Source organism: Ruminococcus sp. AF17-22AC, from assembly GCF_003460065.1.
In the GTDB taxonomy this organism is placed as follows: Bacteria; Bacillota; Clostridia; order Lachnospirales; family Lachnospiraceae; genus Blautia_A.
Map to the genome: position 1 here is coordinate 41366 of NZ_QRXT01000011.1, position 16930 is coordinate 58295.

Sequence of the window (16930 nt, forward strand, 5' to 3'; positions counted from 1 at the left end):
TCTCCTTTATGTCTCACTGTAAAATGTATTATTTTGCGGCTCTGTACCAGCCAGTTCCATATAAAAGACTGTCTCACTCATATAAATATAAGGGAAGAGCCAGAGAAGACCGATATACATCGAAAAAAGTGATAAAATCGCCAGCGGAATAAAACTGAGCATCATCAACCAGTATTTCAGGATATGTCCTCTCATCAAACATGCACTTGTTTTCAGTGCTTCTATTCCGCCCATTTCCGGACTGTCTGCAATCAGACAGAAAGTCAGCATAAACGGGCTCGTCAGGATTACCTCCAGAACAACTCCGACCAGAAGCATCACAAGACACAGCTCGAGCCATGCAATCTGCTCTGCTTCCGTGTTTCCTGCTTTCACTATAAATGACACGTAGTAAAATGGCAGCTGCGCCACAGTATTCAGAAGTGAAAGAATAAATCCTGCCACCAGCACCCGATCCGGTCCGTTGTGAAACAGATAAAGAAGGTTTCCTAAGGAAACCTCCCTGTCACGAGCCATATTCAGAAGCATGTAGCTGTATCCTGCCCGAAAGACCATGGCAATCAGTGAAAAGACAAATACAAAGACCTGTCCTGCCACCATTGGCCAGAGTGTATTCCCGGGAAACAGCTGTATGGAAAGTATATTTCCGACAAAAGTTACCGCGCCAACTGCGAGTACACCGGCAATTGCAGAACCCCAGTGTCCACTGAGGTTCATTTTTGCCTGTTTTTTCCAGTATTTTATACTGCCGTTCATAAAAACTCCTTTTCAGCAGTTTTGAAAAAAGTACTTCCAGTTTTATTCATGATGAGCTGTTATAGAAGCAGCTTTGGTGCTGTCTTCATCTTTGTTAAACCAGAATTCCACATAGTTTCTGATCTTTGAATCTTTATTCGGATAAATTCTTAAATAATCATCATTTTCTTCGGAAATGTAACCTTTTTCATCTGCCATTTTAATAAGTTCTGCCTTGTCCGCTCCAAGTGTAATGTCTCCGGAGAGTTTCATTGCAATGCTTTCCGGATCATAAGTTGCGAAAGACAGTTCTCTGACAAAACAGTTCTCAAGAGCTGTTGCATTTTCTGTCTCGTTATAAACAGAAAAATGAATGCTCTGATTGTTTTTCATCATATCAATAAATGCAATTCCGCCGCCCTCTACATACGGAGTGTCCTCTGCATCCTGGATTTCCCATCCGTTTGCTGTAAATGCAGATACCGGTGCCGGAAGACTGTAAAGATCTCCCATGTATTCGACAGCTGTATCCAACATATCGTCACCAAGCGCTGTCGGTGTTTCATAAGAAGTAACAATATCCGGAACCTCATCGCTGACTGCTCCCTTATCGTATCCTTCCGGTTCCTCAAGATTTTCCATATCTACTTTTTTGAGTGTATTATCATCTTTAAATACAGACAACTCAACTTCCTGATACGTATCCTTCTCATAGGTCACCTTTGTATAAAGATCGCCCTCATACGTATCGCTCGGATCTCCATATGCTGCCTTAATATCATCCAGAGTAGATTTTCCAAGCTCAATTCCGCCCGGAAGCTTTACGGAAACGGATGTCAGATCAATGTCATAGCTTCCATCTACTGTAATTCCACCGATCAGGCTGTCTTCCAGTCCCACTTCATTGATTCCAAGATTCATGACCTCTGCACTGACACTGTTCTTGCCTTTGTTGAAAGATACAAAGCCATAAGAATTTGTTGATATTTTCATATCTGGGTCTTCTCTGGAGCTTAACTCCCATCCCATACCGACAAAATCCTGATAGGTCATAGGAAATTTCATTATCTGACCGTCAAACTCCATGCTGAAACTGTAAATATCATCCCCCAGCCCCTCTGCGATCTCAGAATCAGTCGCTTCTCCTGCTGCTTCTGTTGTTTCGGCAGCCGCTTCTTCTGTCGCATCTGCTGCAAATGCAGATACCGGTGCCATCATCATGCATGCTGTCAGTACCATCGCTAATGTTTTCTTTCTCATAAGTAATTACCCCCTGTGCTTTTTATTTATTTAATCTGCAGGATCAGTCCGCAAGATTAAAAGCATCATGTACAGCGTTCATTGCCCTTACGCCGTCTTTTTCGTTGATCAGAACGGTGACACGGATCTCGGAAGTAGAGATCATGTTGATGTTGACCCCTTCATTATAAAGGCTTTCAAACATCTTAGCTGCAACACCCGGATTGCTCATCATTCCGGCGCCAACAATGGAAAGTTTCGCAATATTTCTTTCGGCATGCAGTTCCTGATAGCCAAGACGCGTCTTATGTTCTTCCAGTGCTGCCATCGCATCATCCAGATCTTTGCCGTCAACAGTAAAGGAAATATCCTTCGTGCCGGCACGTCCGATAGACTGCAGGATCACATCTACGTTGATATGTTTTTTGGCAAGTACATCAAATAATTTAAACGCCACACCCGGCACATCTCTAAGTCCGATCACGGCAATTCGTACAGCGTCTGTGTCAAGAGCCACTCCGCTGATCAGCATTCTTTCCACTGTTACTTCCTCCTTTACGACAGTTCCTTCACTGTTATTCAGACTGGAACGTACCACCAGCGGTACGCCATATTTTTTCGCCATTTCGACAGAACGGTTATGAAGCACACCGGCTCCAAGCGTTGCCAGATCCAGCATCTCATCATAAGTGATTTCTTTCAGTTTGCGTGCATTCGGCACTTTTCGCGGATCAGCAGTATAAACTCCATCCACATCCGTGTAGATCTCACATGCGTCTGCATGAAGAGCTGCTGCCAGTGCAACGGCTGTCGTATCAGAACCGCCCCTTCCAAGCGTTGTATAGTCGTCATATTTGTTGATTCCCTGAAAACCTGTAACAACTACGATCTTGCGGTTTTCCAGTTCTCTGCGAATACGCTCTGTATCAATTCTTTTCAGGCGTGCATTTCCATGTACACTGGTCGTATGCATGGATACCTGAAATGCATTCAGGGACACTGCCGGTACTCCCAGTTTGTCCAGTGCCATTGCCATCAATGATACAGACATCTGCTCTCCGATAGTGAAAAGCATATCCATTTCTCTTTTTGGCGGTTTTTCGTTGATATCTTCTGCCATGTTGATCAGCTCATCGGTATATTTACCCATTGCAGAAAGTACAACCACTACGTCGTTGCCTTTTTTGTATTCTTCTACGCATCGGTTCGCAACATTGTAGATTCTTTCTTTATTCGCTACAGATGTACCGCCGAATTTCTTTACTATTAACATAGCTTCCTCCCGGAATTATATTTTCAATCCTTTACACGGATCATGGTAATTACATTACCATTTAATTTATGTACCTTTTCTTCGTATGTGCCCTGCTTCATGCATTCTGTGATAAATCCAAATTCGCCCGGAAGATTTTTAAGGTTTACGATCTGCACATTGTCAAACACAGCTTCCACCTGCTCTACAGTCGTACCTTTGACACGTACAAAGAATCTTCCTTCGACTTCATCCATTGTCATAAGCTTCAGAGGACGGCTGGACCAGTTTGTCATGATATTTCTGTGAAGATGTTTTGCTTCATCCACAACATCGGCAACAACGGCACTTGCTGTAGGAAGCTTTCCGGCTCCGCTGCCGTAAAACATCGCATCACCAAGCACGTTGCCATGTACGAAAACTGCATTGAATACATCATTTACACTGTAGAGTGGACTGGTCTGACCTACAAGGAACGGCGCAACCATTGCATAAAAAGAATCGTCCCCAATCTTGCGGCTTGTACCGAGAAGTTTGATCGTCATGCCAAGTTCTTCGGCATACTCCATATCTTCCGGTGTGATCTTTGTAATTCCCTCTGTATAAATATCCTCATAATTGAGAAACCTGCCATATGCCAGTGAAGACAGGATTGCGATCTTACGGCATGCATCATATCCTTCAACATCTGCAGTCGGATCTGCCTCTGCATAGCCTTTCTGCTGTGCTTCTTTCAGAACTGCGTCAAATTCTGATCCTTCTGTCGCCATTTTGTACATCATGTAGTTGGTTGTTCCATTCAGAATACCGGTGATCTCGTCGATCTCATCCGCAGTCAGTGATGAATTGAGTGCACGGATAATCGGAATTCCGCCTCCACAGCTTGCTTCAAATAAGAAGTTGATGTTCTTTGCGCTTGCAATCTCCATCAGTTCCGGACCGTGCTTTGCAACCAGCGCTTTGTTTGATGTGCAGACACTCTTGCCGGATTCAAGTGCACGCTTCACAAAAGTATATGCCGGCTCGATTCCGCCCATAACTTCCACTACAATATCTACTTCCGGATCATTTGCAATGATCTCATAATCATGTACAAGAACTTTTTCGACCGGATCTCCCGGGAAATCTCTCAGATCCAGAACATATTTTACGTTAATCTCTGCACCTGCGCGCTTATTGATGCTTTTGTGGTTTGTATTAATAACTTCCACTACACCGCTTCCAACTGTACCGTATCCTAATACCGCAATATTTACCATGTCTTCCTCCTGTGTAATATGTTACAGTTCATAAATTTTATCTATTCTCTACCGAGTATCTTCAGATAATGGATTCCTTCCTGACTCTCGATTTCTTCTATCATGGCTTCCGCGTCACCCTCGCCCGGCAGAATGTCCACACTGAGCGTAAGAGTCGCGATTCCATTGATCGGAATACTCTGGTGAATCGTAAGAATATTTCCATGGAAATGCGCTATGGTCTGAAGTACTACAGACAAAATTCCCGGCTCATCATCCATCTGAATGATAAAGGTTATCGTCTTTCCTCTCGTTTCTTCATGGAAAGGAAAAATATCATCCTTATATTTATAAAAGGAGCTTCGACTGATCCCGGTCTGCTCTGCTGCTTCCTGTACCGTACTTACCTTCTCGGAATCCAGTAATTTCTTTGCCTGTACAACTTTCAGCAATACCTCCGGAACTGCCCGCTCCCTGACTACAAAATACTTTTTCTTCTGTGTTATTTTTTCCATGTCTGATTTCCTGCTCCTGTTGAATCCACATTCTTTACAGTATATACCCTCGCGGAGATATGTCCGTTTATAAGAGACACGTGTTCTCCTACGAGGGATATCTTACCATATTATGCCCGCTTCTGCAATGGCTTTTATGAATCCTGACAGGCTCCAAGGCTGAATTATGTTACTGTTCAGCCGGTTTCTTTGACAGTGCGATCCATTTCAGATATGCATTAATAAACGGATCGATTTCTCCGTCCATAACAGCATCTACATTACCGGTTTCTTCACCTGTTCTGTGATCCTTCACCATCGTGTAAGGCTGCATTACATAGGATCTGATCTGATTACCCCATCCGATATCTGTCACTTCACCACGGATACCGGAAAGTTTGGCTTCTGCTTCCTGCTGTTTCAGAAGGAACAGCTTTGCTTTCAGCATCTGCATAGCTTTGTCTTTGTTCATATGCTGTGAACGTTCATTCTGGCACTGTACTACGATTCCTGTCGGGAAATGCGTAATACGGATTGCAGATGAAGTCTTGTTGATATGCTGACCACCGGCACCACTGCTTCGATAAGTATCAATGCGAATATCGTCATCATTAATCTCTACATCCAGATCTTTCTTGATATCCGGCATAACGTCGCAGGATACAAATGAGGTCTGACGCTTACCGGCTGCATTAAACGGTGAAATACGTACGAGACGATGTACACCCTTTTCGGATTTCAGATAGCCGTAGGCATTTTCACCGTTTACCTGGAAAGTAACGGACTTAATACCGGCTTCATCACCATCCAGATAATCCAGTACTTCCATGGTAAATCCCTTACGGTCTACCCAACGGCTGTACATACGGTAAAGCATGCCGCACCAGTCACAGGCCTCTGTGCCGCCTGCTCCTGCATTCAGCTTGATAATTGCATTTTCACTGTCGTATTCTCCGGATAATAATGTCTTAACACGGATGCTGTCAAAGTTTTTCTCAAATTCATCCAGCATCTCCTGAATCTCCGGAATGATCTCCGGATCATTTTCCTCATAGCCCATCTCGATCATGGTTTCCATATCTTCCATCTGGCTCTCCAGACTGTGATAAATCTCCATGTCGTCTTTCATGCTTTTGAGTTCTTTCATTTTTTTCTGGGAAACTTCTGCGTCATCCCAGAAATCAGGCGCTTCCATCTCACGCTCTAATTCTTCAACCCGCTGCTCTTTGTTAGCGAGGTCAAAGTGAATCCCTCACTTCCACTAATGGTTCTGTGTATGTTGCAAGAATGCTCTTGAACTGATCTAATTCAACCACAGCTTCACCTTCTTTCTATAATAATCATAGTAACTGTGCAGTGCTTTCTGCTGAACAGTTACCAGAAATACAATAACATAAAATCCATTATAATTCAATCTTTTCGAGGTCTTCCGGCACATACAGATTGCCGCGGAAATACTTCCGTCCTTCTTCTGTATATAATTGTTTACGACATGCAATATTTTTATCCTCGGTATGATAAAGGATCAGATTTTTTACGCCAAGCAGTTCTGCAAGTTCACTGGCATCCTTTGCTGTGGAATGATGTTTTTCATATGGGTGAAATTCATCTGCCTGATCATACAGGCAAAAAGCTTCGTGAAGCAGCCATTTGCTGTTTTCGGCATATTTTTTCTCACATTCATTGTATGGTTCGTCACCGCAACAGGTAAGTTTCTCGCCATTTCCCATATCCATACAGAATCCATATTGTTTGACCTTTGTGGACTGAATGTCAAAAAATGTCACCTTATGTCCCATGAGAGTACGCTCTTCGCCGTCATTTACCACTACCATATGAAGTCTGTCACCGATAAAGTCTGTCTGTTTCTTTGGATAAAGCTTCTCTGCCATTTCTTTCAGCAGGCTGATCACTTCATCGTGTCCATAGATCCAGGCTTCCCCCTCATACTGTCCCTGTTTCATATTCTGGCAGATCATGCGGATCATCCAGATAATTCCCATCAGATGGTCGACATGCTTGTGTGTCACAAAAATCTCCCGCATGTCCTTCCAGTCGAAACCAGCCTGTTTTAACTGACGAAGCAGAGTGTTTCCACCTCCGCCGTCGACCAGCAGGTGTTTCTCCCCATCCTGCAGTACAAAGCAGGTGTTGTAGCATTCCGTCACCATTGCATTTCCCGTTCCGAGCATTGTTATATTCATGGAAATTCCTCCTGTGTTTGTTGTGTTGTTCTGTTTGTTGCTTTTGTGTTTATTATGCTTTTGCATTTCATGAAATTGTCATGACTTTATGTAAAAAAAGCCTCCATTATGATATCATAATATAGAAAAAAAAGGAACAGCCAGCGCTGCTCCCTTCTAAAAATGCATTAAAAATTACTGTTTGCAAAATCTATATGGTTCTACTTGCAATCCGTACTCTTTCATCAGTTGTCTGCGATAATCCTTATCTGTAAATGCACGCTTCATATCTCCCATTCGCTCATCATTATATAAATGTTCATACAAGATATTTACTAAAGTTTCCCGTTGCCGTGTTTCATCTTCTATTATTTCTTCAAGACCTTTACACATATTACAGCCTCCCTCCTGTCTTAATTCTGATTTAAGTTCCTGTAGTTTTTTCATATCGGACATCACACATATCAGATCATATGCATCTTCTTCAAGACTGAGCAGTCCTTCTCTGTGCTTCTCTACATATTTCTCTAATTGTTGTTTGTTCCCATCATTTTGCAGAAATCCGAAAACTTCTCTGAGGTCAGTAGTAAATTTTTCAACATCAGAAAAATTCCGTACTTCTATCAGATTGATAGAATAATCCTGCATTTGCTTTTGTATATGTAACGGGCAGACTTTCAGATTTGTAATCTCTTTCAGGCTTTTGGCTCCATTCCAGTCATCTTTTCCAAAATAGATAACGATAGTAAGGATTGGTTTCAGCCTGTCAGATTCTTTAAATTTTGATAAAAATTCTCCGTGATCTGCCCATGTCTGTTTTTCTCTTTTGTGTTTTCGCTCAATGTCTTTCCATTGTAAATAATAGCCGTTTGCATCTGCATTGATCACGCGCACCGGCATCACATAACTGATATCTGACTGATTCTGAATGGATATGATAATTGGTATCTTCTGTATATCGTTATCAGCATTCTTTACATCGTTTTCTTTTCCAACTGGAATCTTAACTTCAAAAAGAACATCTGTAATATTTACATTTGTCTTCAATTCCTTATCGTTCCACCATGATTTTGCCAGTATCGGATTCAGCTCTGTAACATCCTGCGGACTTATAATTTTGTTTCCACCATACAGATACACATTCAGCAAATCGGCCATCCGAATTTTATCTTTAAAGTAATTAATTGAAGGAATATCCTTTTTTGCCATCACACCTCTCTTTCCGGATATGCATTACAAGAACTTTTTGTTCTTATTTTAATTATACGAACTTCACTATAAAAATTCAATCTTTACATATCCTTTTTGCATTGATTTGAGATTTTCGGCTGAAACGCCAGATCAAAAGATAAATAAATGATGTGATTATTTTAGCACTCCTACATGTGCGAAGCAAGAAAAAACGTTCGACAAATTCTGCCTATACACGCAGATCTTATTTTATAAATACATACACTCCATCGTATACGAAATCTCTTTCATATATGATGGAGCTTTTCTGACTACTATAAAGGAAAATCAGTTAACTTTTGTTCCACATTGTCCACAATAAGTTGATCCATTTACAAATGCCCCACACTTTGGACAGTATCTGTTCGCTTTCATTTCCCTGTCCTGTTTTTCAGGTACGGTTTCATTATTTTTTATCATCGATACAGGTTTACTATATTCATTCTTTTGTTCATATACCACTGACTGTTCTTCATTTCGACGCCGAGCAGGTTCTACTATTAAACCACTTTTTACATTTTCTCTCCACATCTCTTTCTCATCCCAAAGCTTTTTACATTCTGCTTCCAGTGCTTCAATGGTCTGATCTCTTCTAAAATCTTCCGCCATAATTTACTCCCCCTTTTTCTTACCGCAAAGAGGACAAATATATAACTCATTTGAATAAATCTGTCCGCAACTACAACAATGTCCTGCTATAAAATTCTTTTCTTTACAGACAACAGCCCGAGGTTCCATGGCTCTCAGTTTTTTAATTTCTAATAATGAATAGTCACTGTCTACTGAATATCCGCTTCCTGCTTCCATTTCATTTTCAATTGAATAGGATTTTATATTAATTTTGGCACTTTGTATATTTTCAAAATTATAATTTACCTCTGATAATTTTGCACTATACTGGTCATTTTTAAGTCTCGTAAAGGCCATATTTCTAGAAAGGGTTACTATATCTCCATATTCCGTAATTAATTGAATGTCTGCCACAAGTGTATCTATGATTTTCCAGTCAAATTGTCTGCAAATCAAATTGAATTTCAAATAATCACCCTGCTGTATTCTTAACTCATGTATTCTTACTGGTAATACAGGATCATAATTTAGCACTTCTATTTCATAAATCTGCTTCTTTCTGTTTTCCTGTACAATCTTTTCACACCAAAATGCTGCTACCAGCAATCCAATACTTACAATGAGCATGAATCATCCTCCGGAATCCCTCCGTAAAGATACTATTCGCCATTCTTCATTGCTGAAATCTCCCTTGAGCATTTCAACACATACCCCAAACAGCCCTGCTACACTAATTCCGCTTCCTCCGACAATTTTCCCCCATAAAACTGTGCCTTTTTCATTTTTACAAATAACTTCTTTCAGCAGCCACGCATCAAGAATTACAACGCTTAAAATTAATACTGCAAAAAACAACATGGAACCCTGAATTTCAAAAATATCGTCTGCCCATGACTGATAATAGGACATATCCTGCATCAGTTGTGGAATACTGATGCAACTCACTGATTCTCCGGAAATAATCTCCCCATACCAGATTGTTGCCCATGGAACGAAACCTGCAACAAGCTCTAAAACGGCAAGCATCAACATAACATACAATGGATTCTTTTTTTCTCTTGTTACAGTCCTCATATCAGATACATCACTATTTTCATAACATCCTGCAATTTGATGATTATACAATCTTTTATAGTTATCAATCTTTAGCTCTAATACTTTTTTCTTCTCAAGTCATTCTCCTTCATTCATTTGAATTTTCACCTCTTATGCCGCATCAGATACTTTCTGGAATGCGCCTACATTATAAATTCCGGCATCAAACTCTTTTATTACATTACCATTGATATCAAACAGGGTACATTCCGTATAATCTCCATATTCTTCTTCCTGTTTATTAGCAGTAATATACGGACTATCTTTACATACATAGCAAGCATCATATTCACACGGTACAATTACATTTCCATATGAATCAATCACTCCACAATTCTCCTCATTATAAACTGTAATCTCTGGAATCATTGAAAAAAGCATATACTGATCATATTCCCTACTCAACACCTCGCCTGATCTTGATAGCAATATTCCCTTTCCTTCACCCTCCGTATTACCTGCAATACAACTTTCATTTATCATAATTCCTTCATAATTTTCTGGAAGAAGATATTCTCCACTTGAATTAATAATATTACTTTTTTCATCGCTACTTATCTCATAAAGATTTGAATCCAATTGATAACAGGAATCTGCATTCGTAAGAAATCTTTCATTTCCATAAATATCTACCAGAAAAACCTCTCCTTCTCTTATCGCATATGTTTCATCTCCATAAGAGAAACTCCCTATTTCATCATATTGACAAGGTATCTGTACCTCACCATGCATATCTATCGCACCATAATATCCTTCATCATTTTCAACAATTATACGATTATTTCCTACTACCCACTCTATATCATAATAGTCCATCGGCACAATAGTATCTCCATACTCATTTATAATTTTAGCACCATGCCCCTCCTGAAAATCATACTTTGCAATTAATGCATACTCTCCATCTACTTTCGCTACATTTTCTGTTGATTTTTCCCATGTATTTATTATCCATGAATACTCCGGCTCACAAACCCATTCATAATCCTCATCTATAATTCCATACATACCTGTTTCTGCATCACTGGCAATATAATACCCAGAATCTCCTATATTACTTATCCTGCTATATTCTGGCGATATCATAATATTCCCATTATTGTCTATGACTCCCCAATATTCTTCTTCATAATAAAACGGATAAGGAAGTCTCGAAATAGTTCGATAGCCATAATTATCACAGGTATTAGCAATTGAATCGTTTATATAACTATAATCCGGCGAAATAATTTCTTCTCCTTTCGAATTAATCAATCCGTAAATCGTATAATATTCGCTTGCATCCGAATCCGTTTCCATTCCCACCACCGCATATCCATCTTTATCAAATCCACTCGCTGAATCATATTTGCATTCTATAACTACCTCTCCATCCTGATTTATATATCCCCACTTCGAATCGCTGTTCATAAAAGGCGCCAGATATTCTCCTGAAATGCTTTCCGCAGCCTCATCCGTCTCTGCACTTTCATCTTCCTGTGAACTTTTATCCTGCTGTACACTTTCGCTATTCTGTGCAATTTTCTGCTTTTGGGAATTCTCATTTTTTCCGTTTTCAAGCAGCATATATACACCACCTAAACACGCACAAATAGCAATTACAAGTATACCCAGTGCTATCTTTTTTCCTTTATTATTTGTCTTATTTTCCACTGTCACTGGAAATCCATATCTGCACCATGTACAAAATTTTGCTTCATCTATATTTTCTTTTCCACAGTTCGGACATTTTTTCATACATACATCTCCATTTTCAGTTTACTCGTTTTCCACACTGCCCACAGAACTTCTGTCCGTTTACTGAAGCACCGCAGTATGGGCAGAATTGATTCACCTGTGTCTTTTTCGGCTGCATATCCACAATTTTCTCTTCATTATCAGGAACTGCCTTTTTCTGAGGTGTACTTATCATCTCAGCAGAATTTTTACCGATATTCACCGGCTCACTTACTGACCGAAACATTTCCAGATTATCTCGTGCTTTTTCCTTGACATCCCACAACCTGTCACACACATCATTCAATTTGTTAATTTCAACTTCCAGAGCATGTATGTCCTCTACGATCTTGTCTCTTTCTTTTCTGTATTCTCTGTCATCCATCTCATTTAGCCCTTCCTTGTTTTTCCACATAACGGACATATGCTGATTTTATTTGAATATACCTGTCCACAACAACACTGATGATATTCTCCGATATTTCTCTCTCTGCACATCACAACATCTGTATTTGCAAATCTTGCGCTTCTTAACTCATCTGCCGAATAATCACTGTATGCAGAAAATCCGCTGCCTTTCTCCTGATATTTCTTCTGGTTTTTATAGATGTCATAAGCCAGAATATTGACCCTTGCACTTACGGCTCCTTCCAGGTCATATCCGATATCCTTAAACTGCACTCTTGCATAGTCCTGTCCTTTTTTCTCAAACACCGCATTCCTTGCAAGTGTTTTTATGCTGCCATCTGCCTTTACCAATTGCACATCTGCTATGATTTCCTCTATATACGTCCATTCAAATTCCGCATATGTCAACTTCAGAACTAATTCGTCATTTTCTCTGGTGATTCCAAGTGTTTTCAGTCGAAGTGGAAGTGCCGGATCATAATTCAGCACTTCCAAATTAAAGTTTGCTTTACTTCCTGTTTGTGTTTCTGTTTCATTTTTGTAAAAAACAATTACCGCAATCAGGGCAATTCCCGCAAACAGCATCAGCCAGACACCTGCCTCTGTATTAACAGACATCCAACTCCATTCCTCTTCCATACTGCTGTTAAGTGACCATTTTTCAAGAAATACTGCTACTGATACTACAATTCCGCTGATTCCCGCGAGTGTTCCAATCTCTTCTGCCGATTTTCCCTGTAAAATTCTGACAATAAAAAATCCATTAAAAAAAATCATTATAAATCCGAGTAAACTTATGAACACTAATGGTCCAAATACTTCAGATACATGATCAGACCATTCGCTATATCTCGACATATTATTTAATAAGTCAAAAACTTTTGCACAACTTATCGTTTCTCCCTGAATAATATCTCCATAATATATTGTTGCCCATGGCATTATTCCAGAAATTATTTCCAACACCGCGATGACCGCCGCAATGTACCACTTTATGTCGACTTTTGCAGTTTCAACTTTTATGACCGGAATATCCGGTGCCGTCCTGTTTTTCTCGCAGTATGGAATCTTTTTTTGCATGATCTTACTGTAATTATCAATTTTCAGTTCCAGACTTTCTTTCCTTTTTAACAGGCTTTCTTTTTTGTTTTCCAGTTCCTTTTTCTTTTGAACTTTACTGTTTATATCATTTCTGTATTTTCTCTGAATTTCATCCTGTTCATTATATGGTTCTGGGTTTTTCCCCTGAATAATCACCTTATCATTTATGCTATTGCCACAAAACGGACAAAATGAACCACCCTCTGATATCATATTTCCGCATTTAGGACACTTTTTTACTCCCGCCATCTGATTTTCTCCTTCGTTCTGTAAAATTTCAACGATATAATTTAGCATCCTACATTCTAATTTTTTTAGCTACTGAATTTTTGTAGTATACCTTTACACCATCAACAACTCTATATGCACAAATTATGTAGTAATAAGTCTTTCTGCGCTTTAATCGTTGATTTATATACGAAAGTTTTTTCCCGCTTACGGTCGCGATTTTTTTATAAGCTCCGCCTGAATTCTTTCTAAAAATCTCATATCCTGTAACCTTTCCAGCGCTTTTCCATGTTATTTTAGCTTTTGTAGAAGAAACTTTTCTGACTTGATTTATTTTCACAGAATTGGTAAATTTTCCCTGAACCTTCATGGAATACGGATATCTCTCCGAATTATAATTAAAAACATGAGTCAGACGAATATAATATTCCCCTGCTCCACAAGATCTCTGTAATGTTGAACTGCTTTGATTTCTGCTTCTATTGTATGTCCATGGGCCGCTTTGCCTCAGGTAATTTCCCTGATTGTTATACAGCATAACTTCAAGTGTCTGTGTTCCTTTTACAGATACAGTGATTGATATATTCATTTTGGTCGGAATATTGATATAATAAAACTCTTCATAACTATCCCATGGATCCATTAAGGTAGGTGTCTGATTATTTTTTGCCACTCCTTTAACCACGGTATTAATCCGTACCTTTTTTGCAGTCTGCATCCAACTGTATGTCTGTGCATGCACTGCCTCTGCCCCTGTCAATGTCAGCAGACACACCATAATCACTGCTACCCAACGTTTGATCTTCTTCATCTGTTTTTCCCCCTTGTATAGTGTTTTTTCTTTAATTTACCACACCTTGCCCCTTATTTTTCACCCTCGGCATAAACAGACACACTTGCGTACATAATTAGCAGGTAATCCCAAATTCCCCGTTAAAAAAAGAAAATGCTCGCGCTGCAATAATCCTTAATATGTCGCAATATGCAAAAACTAGACGAACGATTTTTCTTGCTTTTCAAGTACAATATGTGCTATATTTTCATTACTTAAATTTCTATGCCTATCAGGGCATTCTTACAAGTTTCATTTCTGAAACAAAATTCTCCAACTTACACTACATGAAAGGAAAATGTCTATGCCAACTAAACTTCAACAATACTTCCCTATGATCCGAAACAAACACGATATCTTAAAAGAGATTGATTCGAATGTAAAACTCACGGAAAAATTCTATAGTCTGAAAGAACACCAACAACAGGAGTTTCTGGATTTCTGCTCAGGAGCTTGCGGTGTAAAAATGTTATATGATTCCTTTTTTAAAGAAATTATGAATCCCGAAACTGTACCGGAACGGCTGGAAGATTTCTTAAGTGTCCTGCTGCAAAGAGTAGGTAAAAATTGTAGAAATTCTACCGGGAGTTTCCAGTAGAATAGCAGATGAACAGTCACTTCTTATCATGGATATTGTAGTCTGTTTTGAAGATGGTACTTATTGCAATGTGGAAGTCCAAAAAATCAGTTATGCATTTCCAGGTGAACGAAGTGCCTGTTATTCCTCTGATCTTTTGCTACGTCAATACAAAACAGCCCGAAGTCAGAAAAAAGAAACATTCACATATAAAGATGTGAAAGATGTTTATACGATTATTTTAATGGACACAAGTCCCGGAATATTTGCTGAATTTCCCAATAAATATGTACATACATTCCATCAGAAATCTGACACCGGTCTCAATATAGATCTTCTGCAAAATTATATCTTTATTCCACTTGACATTTTCCGTGAGAATGTACAAAATAAAGGTATCAAGAACAAATTGGACGCCTGGCTTGCATTTCTGAGTATAGACGAACCAGAACAGATTATTGACCTTATCACAGTCTACCCAGAATTCAAAGCCATATATGAGCATGTATACAATATATGCCGGAATGTGGAGGAGCTTATGGGAATATTTTCAGAGGATTTAAAAATTCTTGACCGAAACACTGTAAAATACATGGTAGACCAAATGCAGGAAACTATTAATGAACAGAAAGCCCAGATTGCAGAAAAAGATCAGCAGCTCCAAAAATTTTCTGCTGATATCACTACACTGAAAGAGCAACTTAAACTACTTCAGGAAAAAGATTTATAAGAAATTCTGATTGTCCATGTGATTCACACTAACACGGATAAACCAATACACTGCATCGTATACGAAACCTCTTTCATATATGATGGAGTTTTTTCTTTGATTTTCTACAAAATGGGCTGAAACCGTGCTATAATACTTCTATTACTTAATCAGAGGTGCTTATATGTTAAAAATTGCCATATGCGAAGACAATTCTATTCACTGCAAACAAATCCACGACCTGACCTGTTCCTGTCTTCAGGCAGCATACGACGTTGATATTTATACTTCCTCGGATGATTTTCTTGCCCGGATCACTGATCAAAAATGTCCTTACCAGATCGTTCTGATGGACATTGAGCTTGATTCCGGAGATATGTCCGGTATTCATCTTGCCGAAAAGATCAATCTTTCCAATTCAGGAACCCAGATTATTTTTATCAGTCAGTATCTTCAGTACGCTTCTGCTGTTTATGAGACAAACCACGTTTATTTTGTCAGCAAACAGCAGATGGAAGAGTATCTTCCCAGGGCGCTCTCGGCTGCCTGTCGCAAGTTGTCCGAGCTTCACCGGCAGTATTTTTGTTTCAGTTATCTTTCCCGGGATTACCGCATTCCCCGTTCCGATATACTGTATATGGAACGCAAACTGCGAAATACCGAAATACATACAAAATCTCAGATTTACTATTGTCGCGACAAAATTCAGGATCTTATCGAACAACTACGGCCTGATTTCTGCATCTGTCACAAAAGCTTCGCGGTCAATATAAATGCCATACATACTTTAAGTCATGCCGGTATTGAGATTTCTGACGGCACGCGCCTTCCTGTAAGCCGTAACTGTTACCAGTCAACCAAAGATGCCTTTGCGCTGCTGCTACTAAAAAGTCAAAATGAGGATCTGTGATGTTAAAGAATCTGGCATTTACAATGCTCACTGCGGTATATTATTCCGTTATTCCTGTATATTGTTTTATGCAGCTTTTTTCCTGCACGGACAAATTCAAAATTTATATTCACGTTTTAGCATCCTTCTTTATTCTGTGGGCGCTTCAATTTATCAAGTTGTATGAGCATGCCTCCGAGGCAACGACTCTGTCGCAGTTATTTATCTTTCTTAATGTATTTTTCCTGTTCAGAGGACCGGTAAAACAAAAACTTCTGTCCTATTTTATCTTTCTTCTCACCGCCATATTGACCGAAATCCTGTCCATAAATATTTACATACAGATTTACAACCATTTCTTTCACCAGCCTGCATACACCGCCTCAAATATATATTCACTTTGCAGTTTCCACGAAAAGCTGATGATACAAATA

The 16930-nt window shown here is 39.4% G+C and carries 18 protein-coding genes; 3 read left to right on the forward strand and 15 right to left on the reverse strand.

Going from position 1 to position 16930, the window contains the following annotated elements; genetic code table 11:
• Positions 1-6: 6 nt before the first annotated feature.
• From DWW86_RS13710 to DWW86_RS13780, 15 genes are all read right to left on the reverse strand, one after another.
• A complete protein-coding gene (locus DWW86_RS13710; RefSeq protein ID WP_117943697.1) occupies positions 7-756 on the reverse strand; it encodes a DUF975 family protein in 750 nt (249 codons plus the stop codon).
• A 42-nt stretch (positions 757-798) separates the two neighbouring features.
• Positions 799-1995, reverse strand: a complete 1197-nt coding sequence (locus tag DWW86_RS13715; protein WP_117943698.1) for a hypothetical protein — start codon at positions 1993-1995, stop codon at positions 799-801.
• A gap of 43 nt (positions 1996-2038) precedes the next feature.
• Positions 2039-3247: an aspartate kinase gene (locus DWW86_RS13720; protein ID WP_117943699.1), complete on the reverse strand. Its 1209-nt coding sequence runs from the start codon at positions 3245-3247 to the stop codon at positions 2039-2041.
• A gap of 23 nt (positions 3248-3270) precedes the next feature.
• Positions 3271-4485, reverse strand: coding sequence for a homoserine dehydrogenase (locus tag DWW86_RS13725; protein WP_072522158.1), 1215 nt, complete (start codon positions 4483-4485; stop codon positions 3271-3273).
• Between the two features lie 41 nt (positions 4486-4526).
• Positions 4527-4979, reverse strand: coding sequence for an ACT domain-containing protein (locus DWW86_RS13730; protein ID WP_072522159.1), 453 nt, complete (start codon positions 4977-4979; stop codon positions 4527-4529).
• 169 nt (positions 4980-5148) lie between these two features.
• Positions 5149-6274 (reverse strand): peptide chain release factor 2 gene (gene prfB / locus DWW86_RS13735; protein WP_117943700.1). Its coding sequence is split into 2 segments (ribosomal slippage): positions 5149-6198 and positions 6200-6274, totalling 1125 coding nucleotides; the frame shifts between segments, so codons are not numbered across the junction.
• Positions 6275-6361: 87 nt separating this feature from the next.
• Positions 6362-7162, reverse strand: coding sequence for an MBL fold metallo-hydrolase (locus tag DWW86_RS13740; RefSeq protein WP_117943701.1), 801 nt, complete (start codon positions 7160-7162; stop codon positions 6362-6364).
• A 174-nt stretch (positions 7163-7336) separates the two neighbouring features.
• On the reverse strand, positions 7337-8350 hold the full coding sequence (locus tag DWW86_RS13745; protein ID WP_117943702.1) for a hypothetical protein: 1014 nt from the start codon (positions 8348-8350) through the stop codon (positions 7337-7339).
• Between the two features lie 309 nt (positions 8351-8659).
• On the reverse strand, positions 8660-8980 hold the full coding sequence (locus tag DWW86_RS13750; protein ID WP_117943703.1) for a hypothetical protein: 321 nt from the start codon (positions 8978-8980) through the stop codon (positions 8660-8662).
• A 3-nt stretch (positions 8981-8983) separates the two neighbouring features.
• Positions 8984-9568 carry a hypothetical protein gene (locus tag DWW86_RS13755; RefSeq protein WP_117943704.1) on the reverse strand — a complete coding sequence of 195 codons (585 nt, stop codon included), beginning with the start codon at positions 9566-9568 and terminating at the stop codon, positions 8984-8986.
• 3 nt (positions 9569-9571) lie between these two features.
• Entirely contained in the window at positions 9572-10015 is a 444-nt protein-coding gene (locus tag DWW86_RS13760; protein WP_117943705.1) for a hypothetical protein, read from the reverse strand.
• A gap of 132 nt (positions 10016-10147) precedes the next feature.
• A complete protein-coding gene (locus DWW86_RS13765) occupies positions 10148-11773 on the reverse strand; it encodes a WG repeat-containing protein (protein ID WP_117943706.1) in 1626 nt (541 codons plus the stop codon).
• A 16-nt stretch (positions 11774-11789) separates the two neighbouring features.
• Positions 11790-12167 carry a zinc ribbon domain-containing protein gene (locus DWW86_RS13770; protein ID WP_147338115.1) on the reverse strand — a complete coding sequence of 126 codons (378 nt, stop codon included), beginning with the start codon at positions 12165-12167 and terminating at the stop codon, positions 11790-11792.
• Positions 12143-13510 (reverse strand): zinc ribbon domain-containing protein, encoded by a 1368-nt coding sequence (locus DWW86_RS13775; RefSeq protein ID WP_117943708.1) that lies wholly within the window; start codon positions 13508-13510, stop codon positions 12143-12145. The genes DWW86_RS13770 and DWW86_RS13775 overlap by 25 nt, the downstream gene beginning before the upstream one ends.
• A gap of 49 nt (positions 13511-13559) precedes the next feature.
• The gene (locus tag DWW86_RS13780; protein WP_147338116.1) at positions 13560-14231 is read right to left on the reverse strand and encodes a fibronectin type III domain-containing protein; all 672 of its coding nucleotides are present in this window, start codon (positions 14229-14231) and stop codon (positions 13560-13562) included.
• A 394-nt stretch (positions 14232-14625) separates the two neighbouring features.
• Between DWW86_RS13780 and DWW86_RS17435 the strand changes: the two genes are divergently transcribed.
• The 3 genes from DWW86_RS17435 (at position 14626) to DWW86_RS13790 (ending at position 16517) form a co-directional block, all read left to right on the forward strand.
• Positions 14626-14919, forward strand: a complete 294-nt coding sequence (locus tag DWW86_RS17435; RefSeq protein ID WP_286187734.1) for a hypothetical protein — start codon at positions 14626-14628, stop codon at positions 14917-14919.
• A 1-nt stretch (position 14920) separates the two neighbouring features.
• Complete coding sequence (locus DWW86_RS17600) at positions 14921-15628, forward strand: PD-(D/E)XK nuclease family transposase (protein WP_353652721.1); 708 nt, start codon at positions 14921-14923, stop codon at positions 15626-15628.
• Positions 15629-15791: 163 nt separating this feature from the next.
• On the forward strand, positions 15792-16517 hold the full coding sequence (locus DWW86_RS13790) for a LytR/AlgR family response regulator transcription factor (protein WP_117943710.1): 726 nt from the start codon (positions 15792-15794) through the stop codon (positions 16515-16517).
• Positions 16518-16930: the final 413 nt, after the last annotated feature.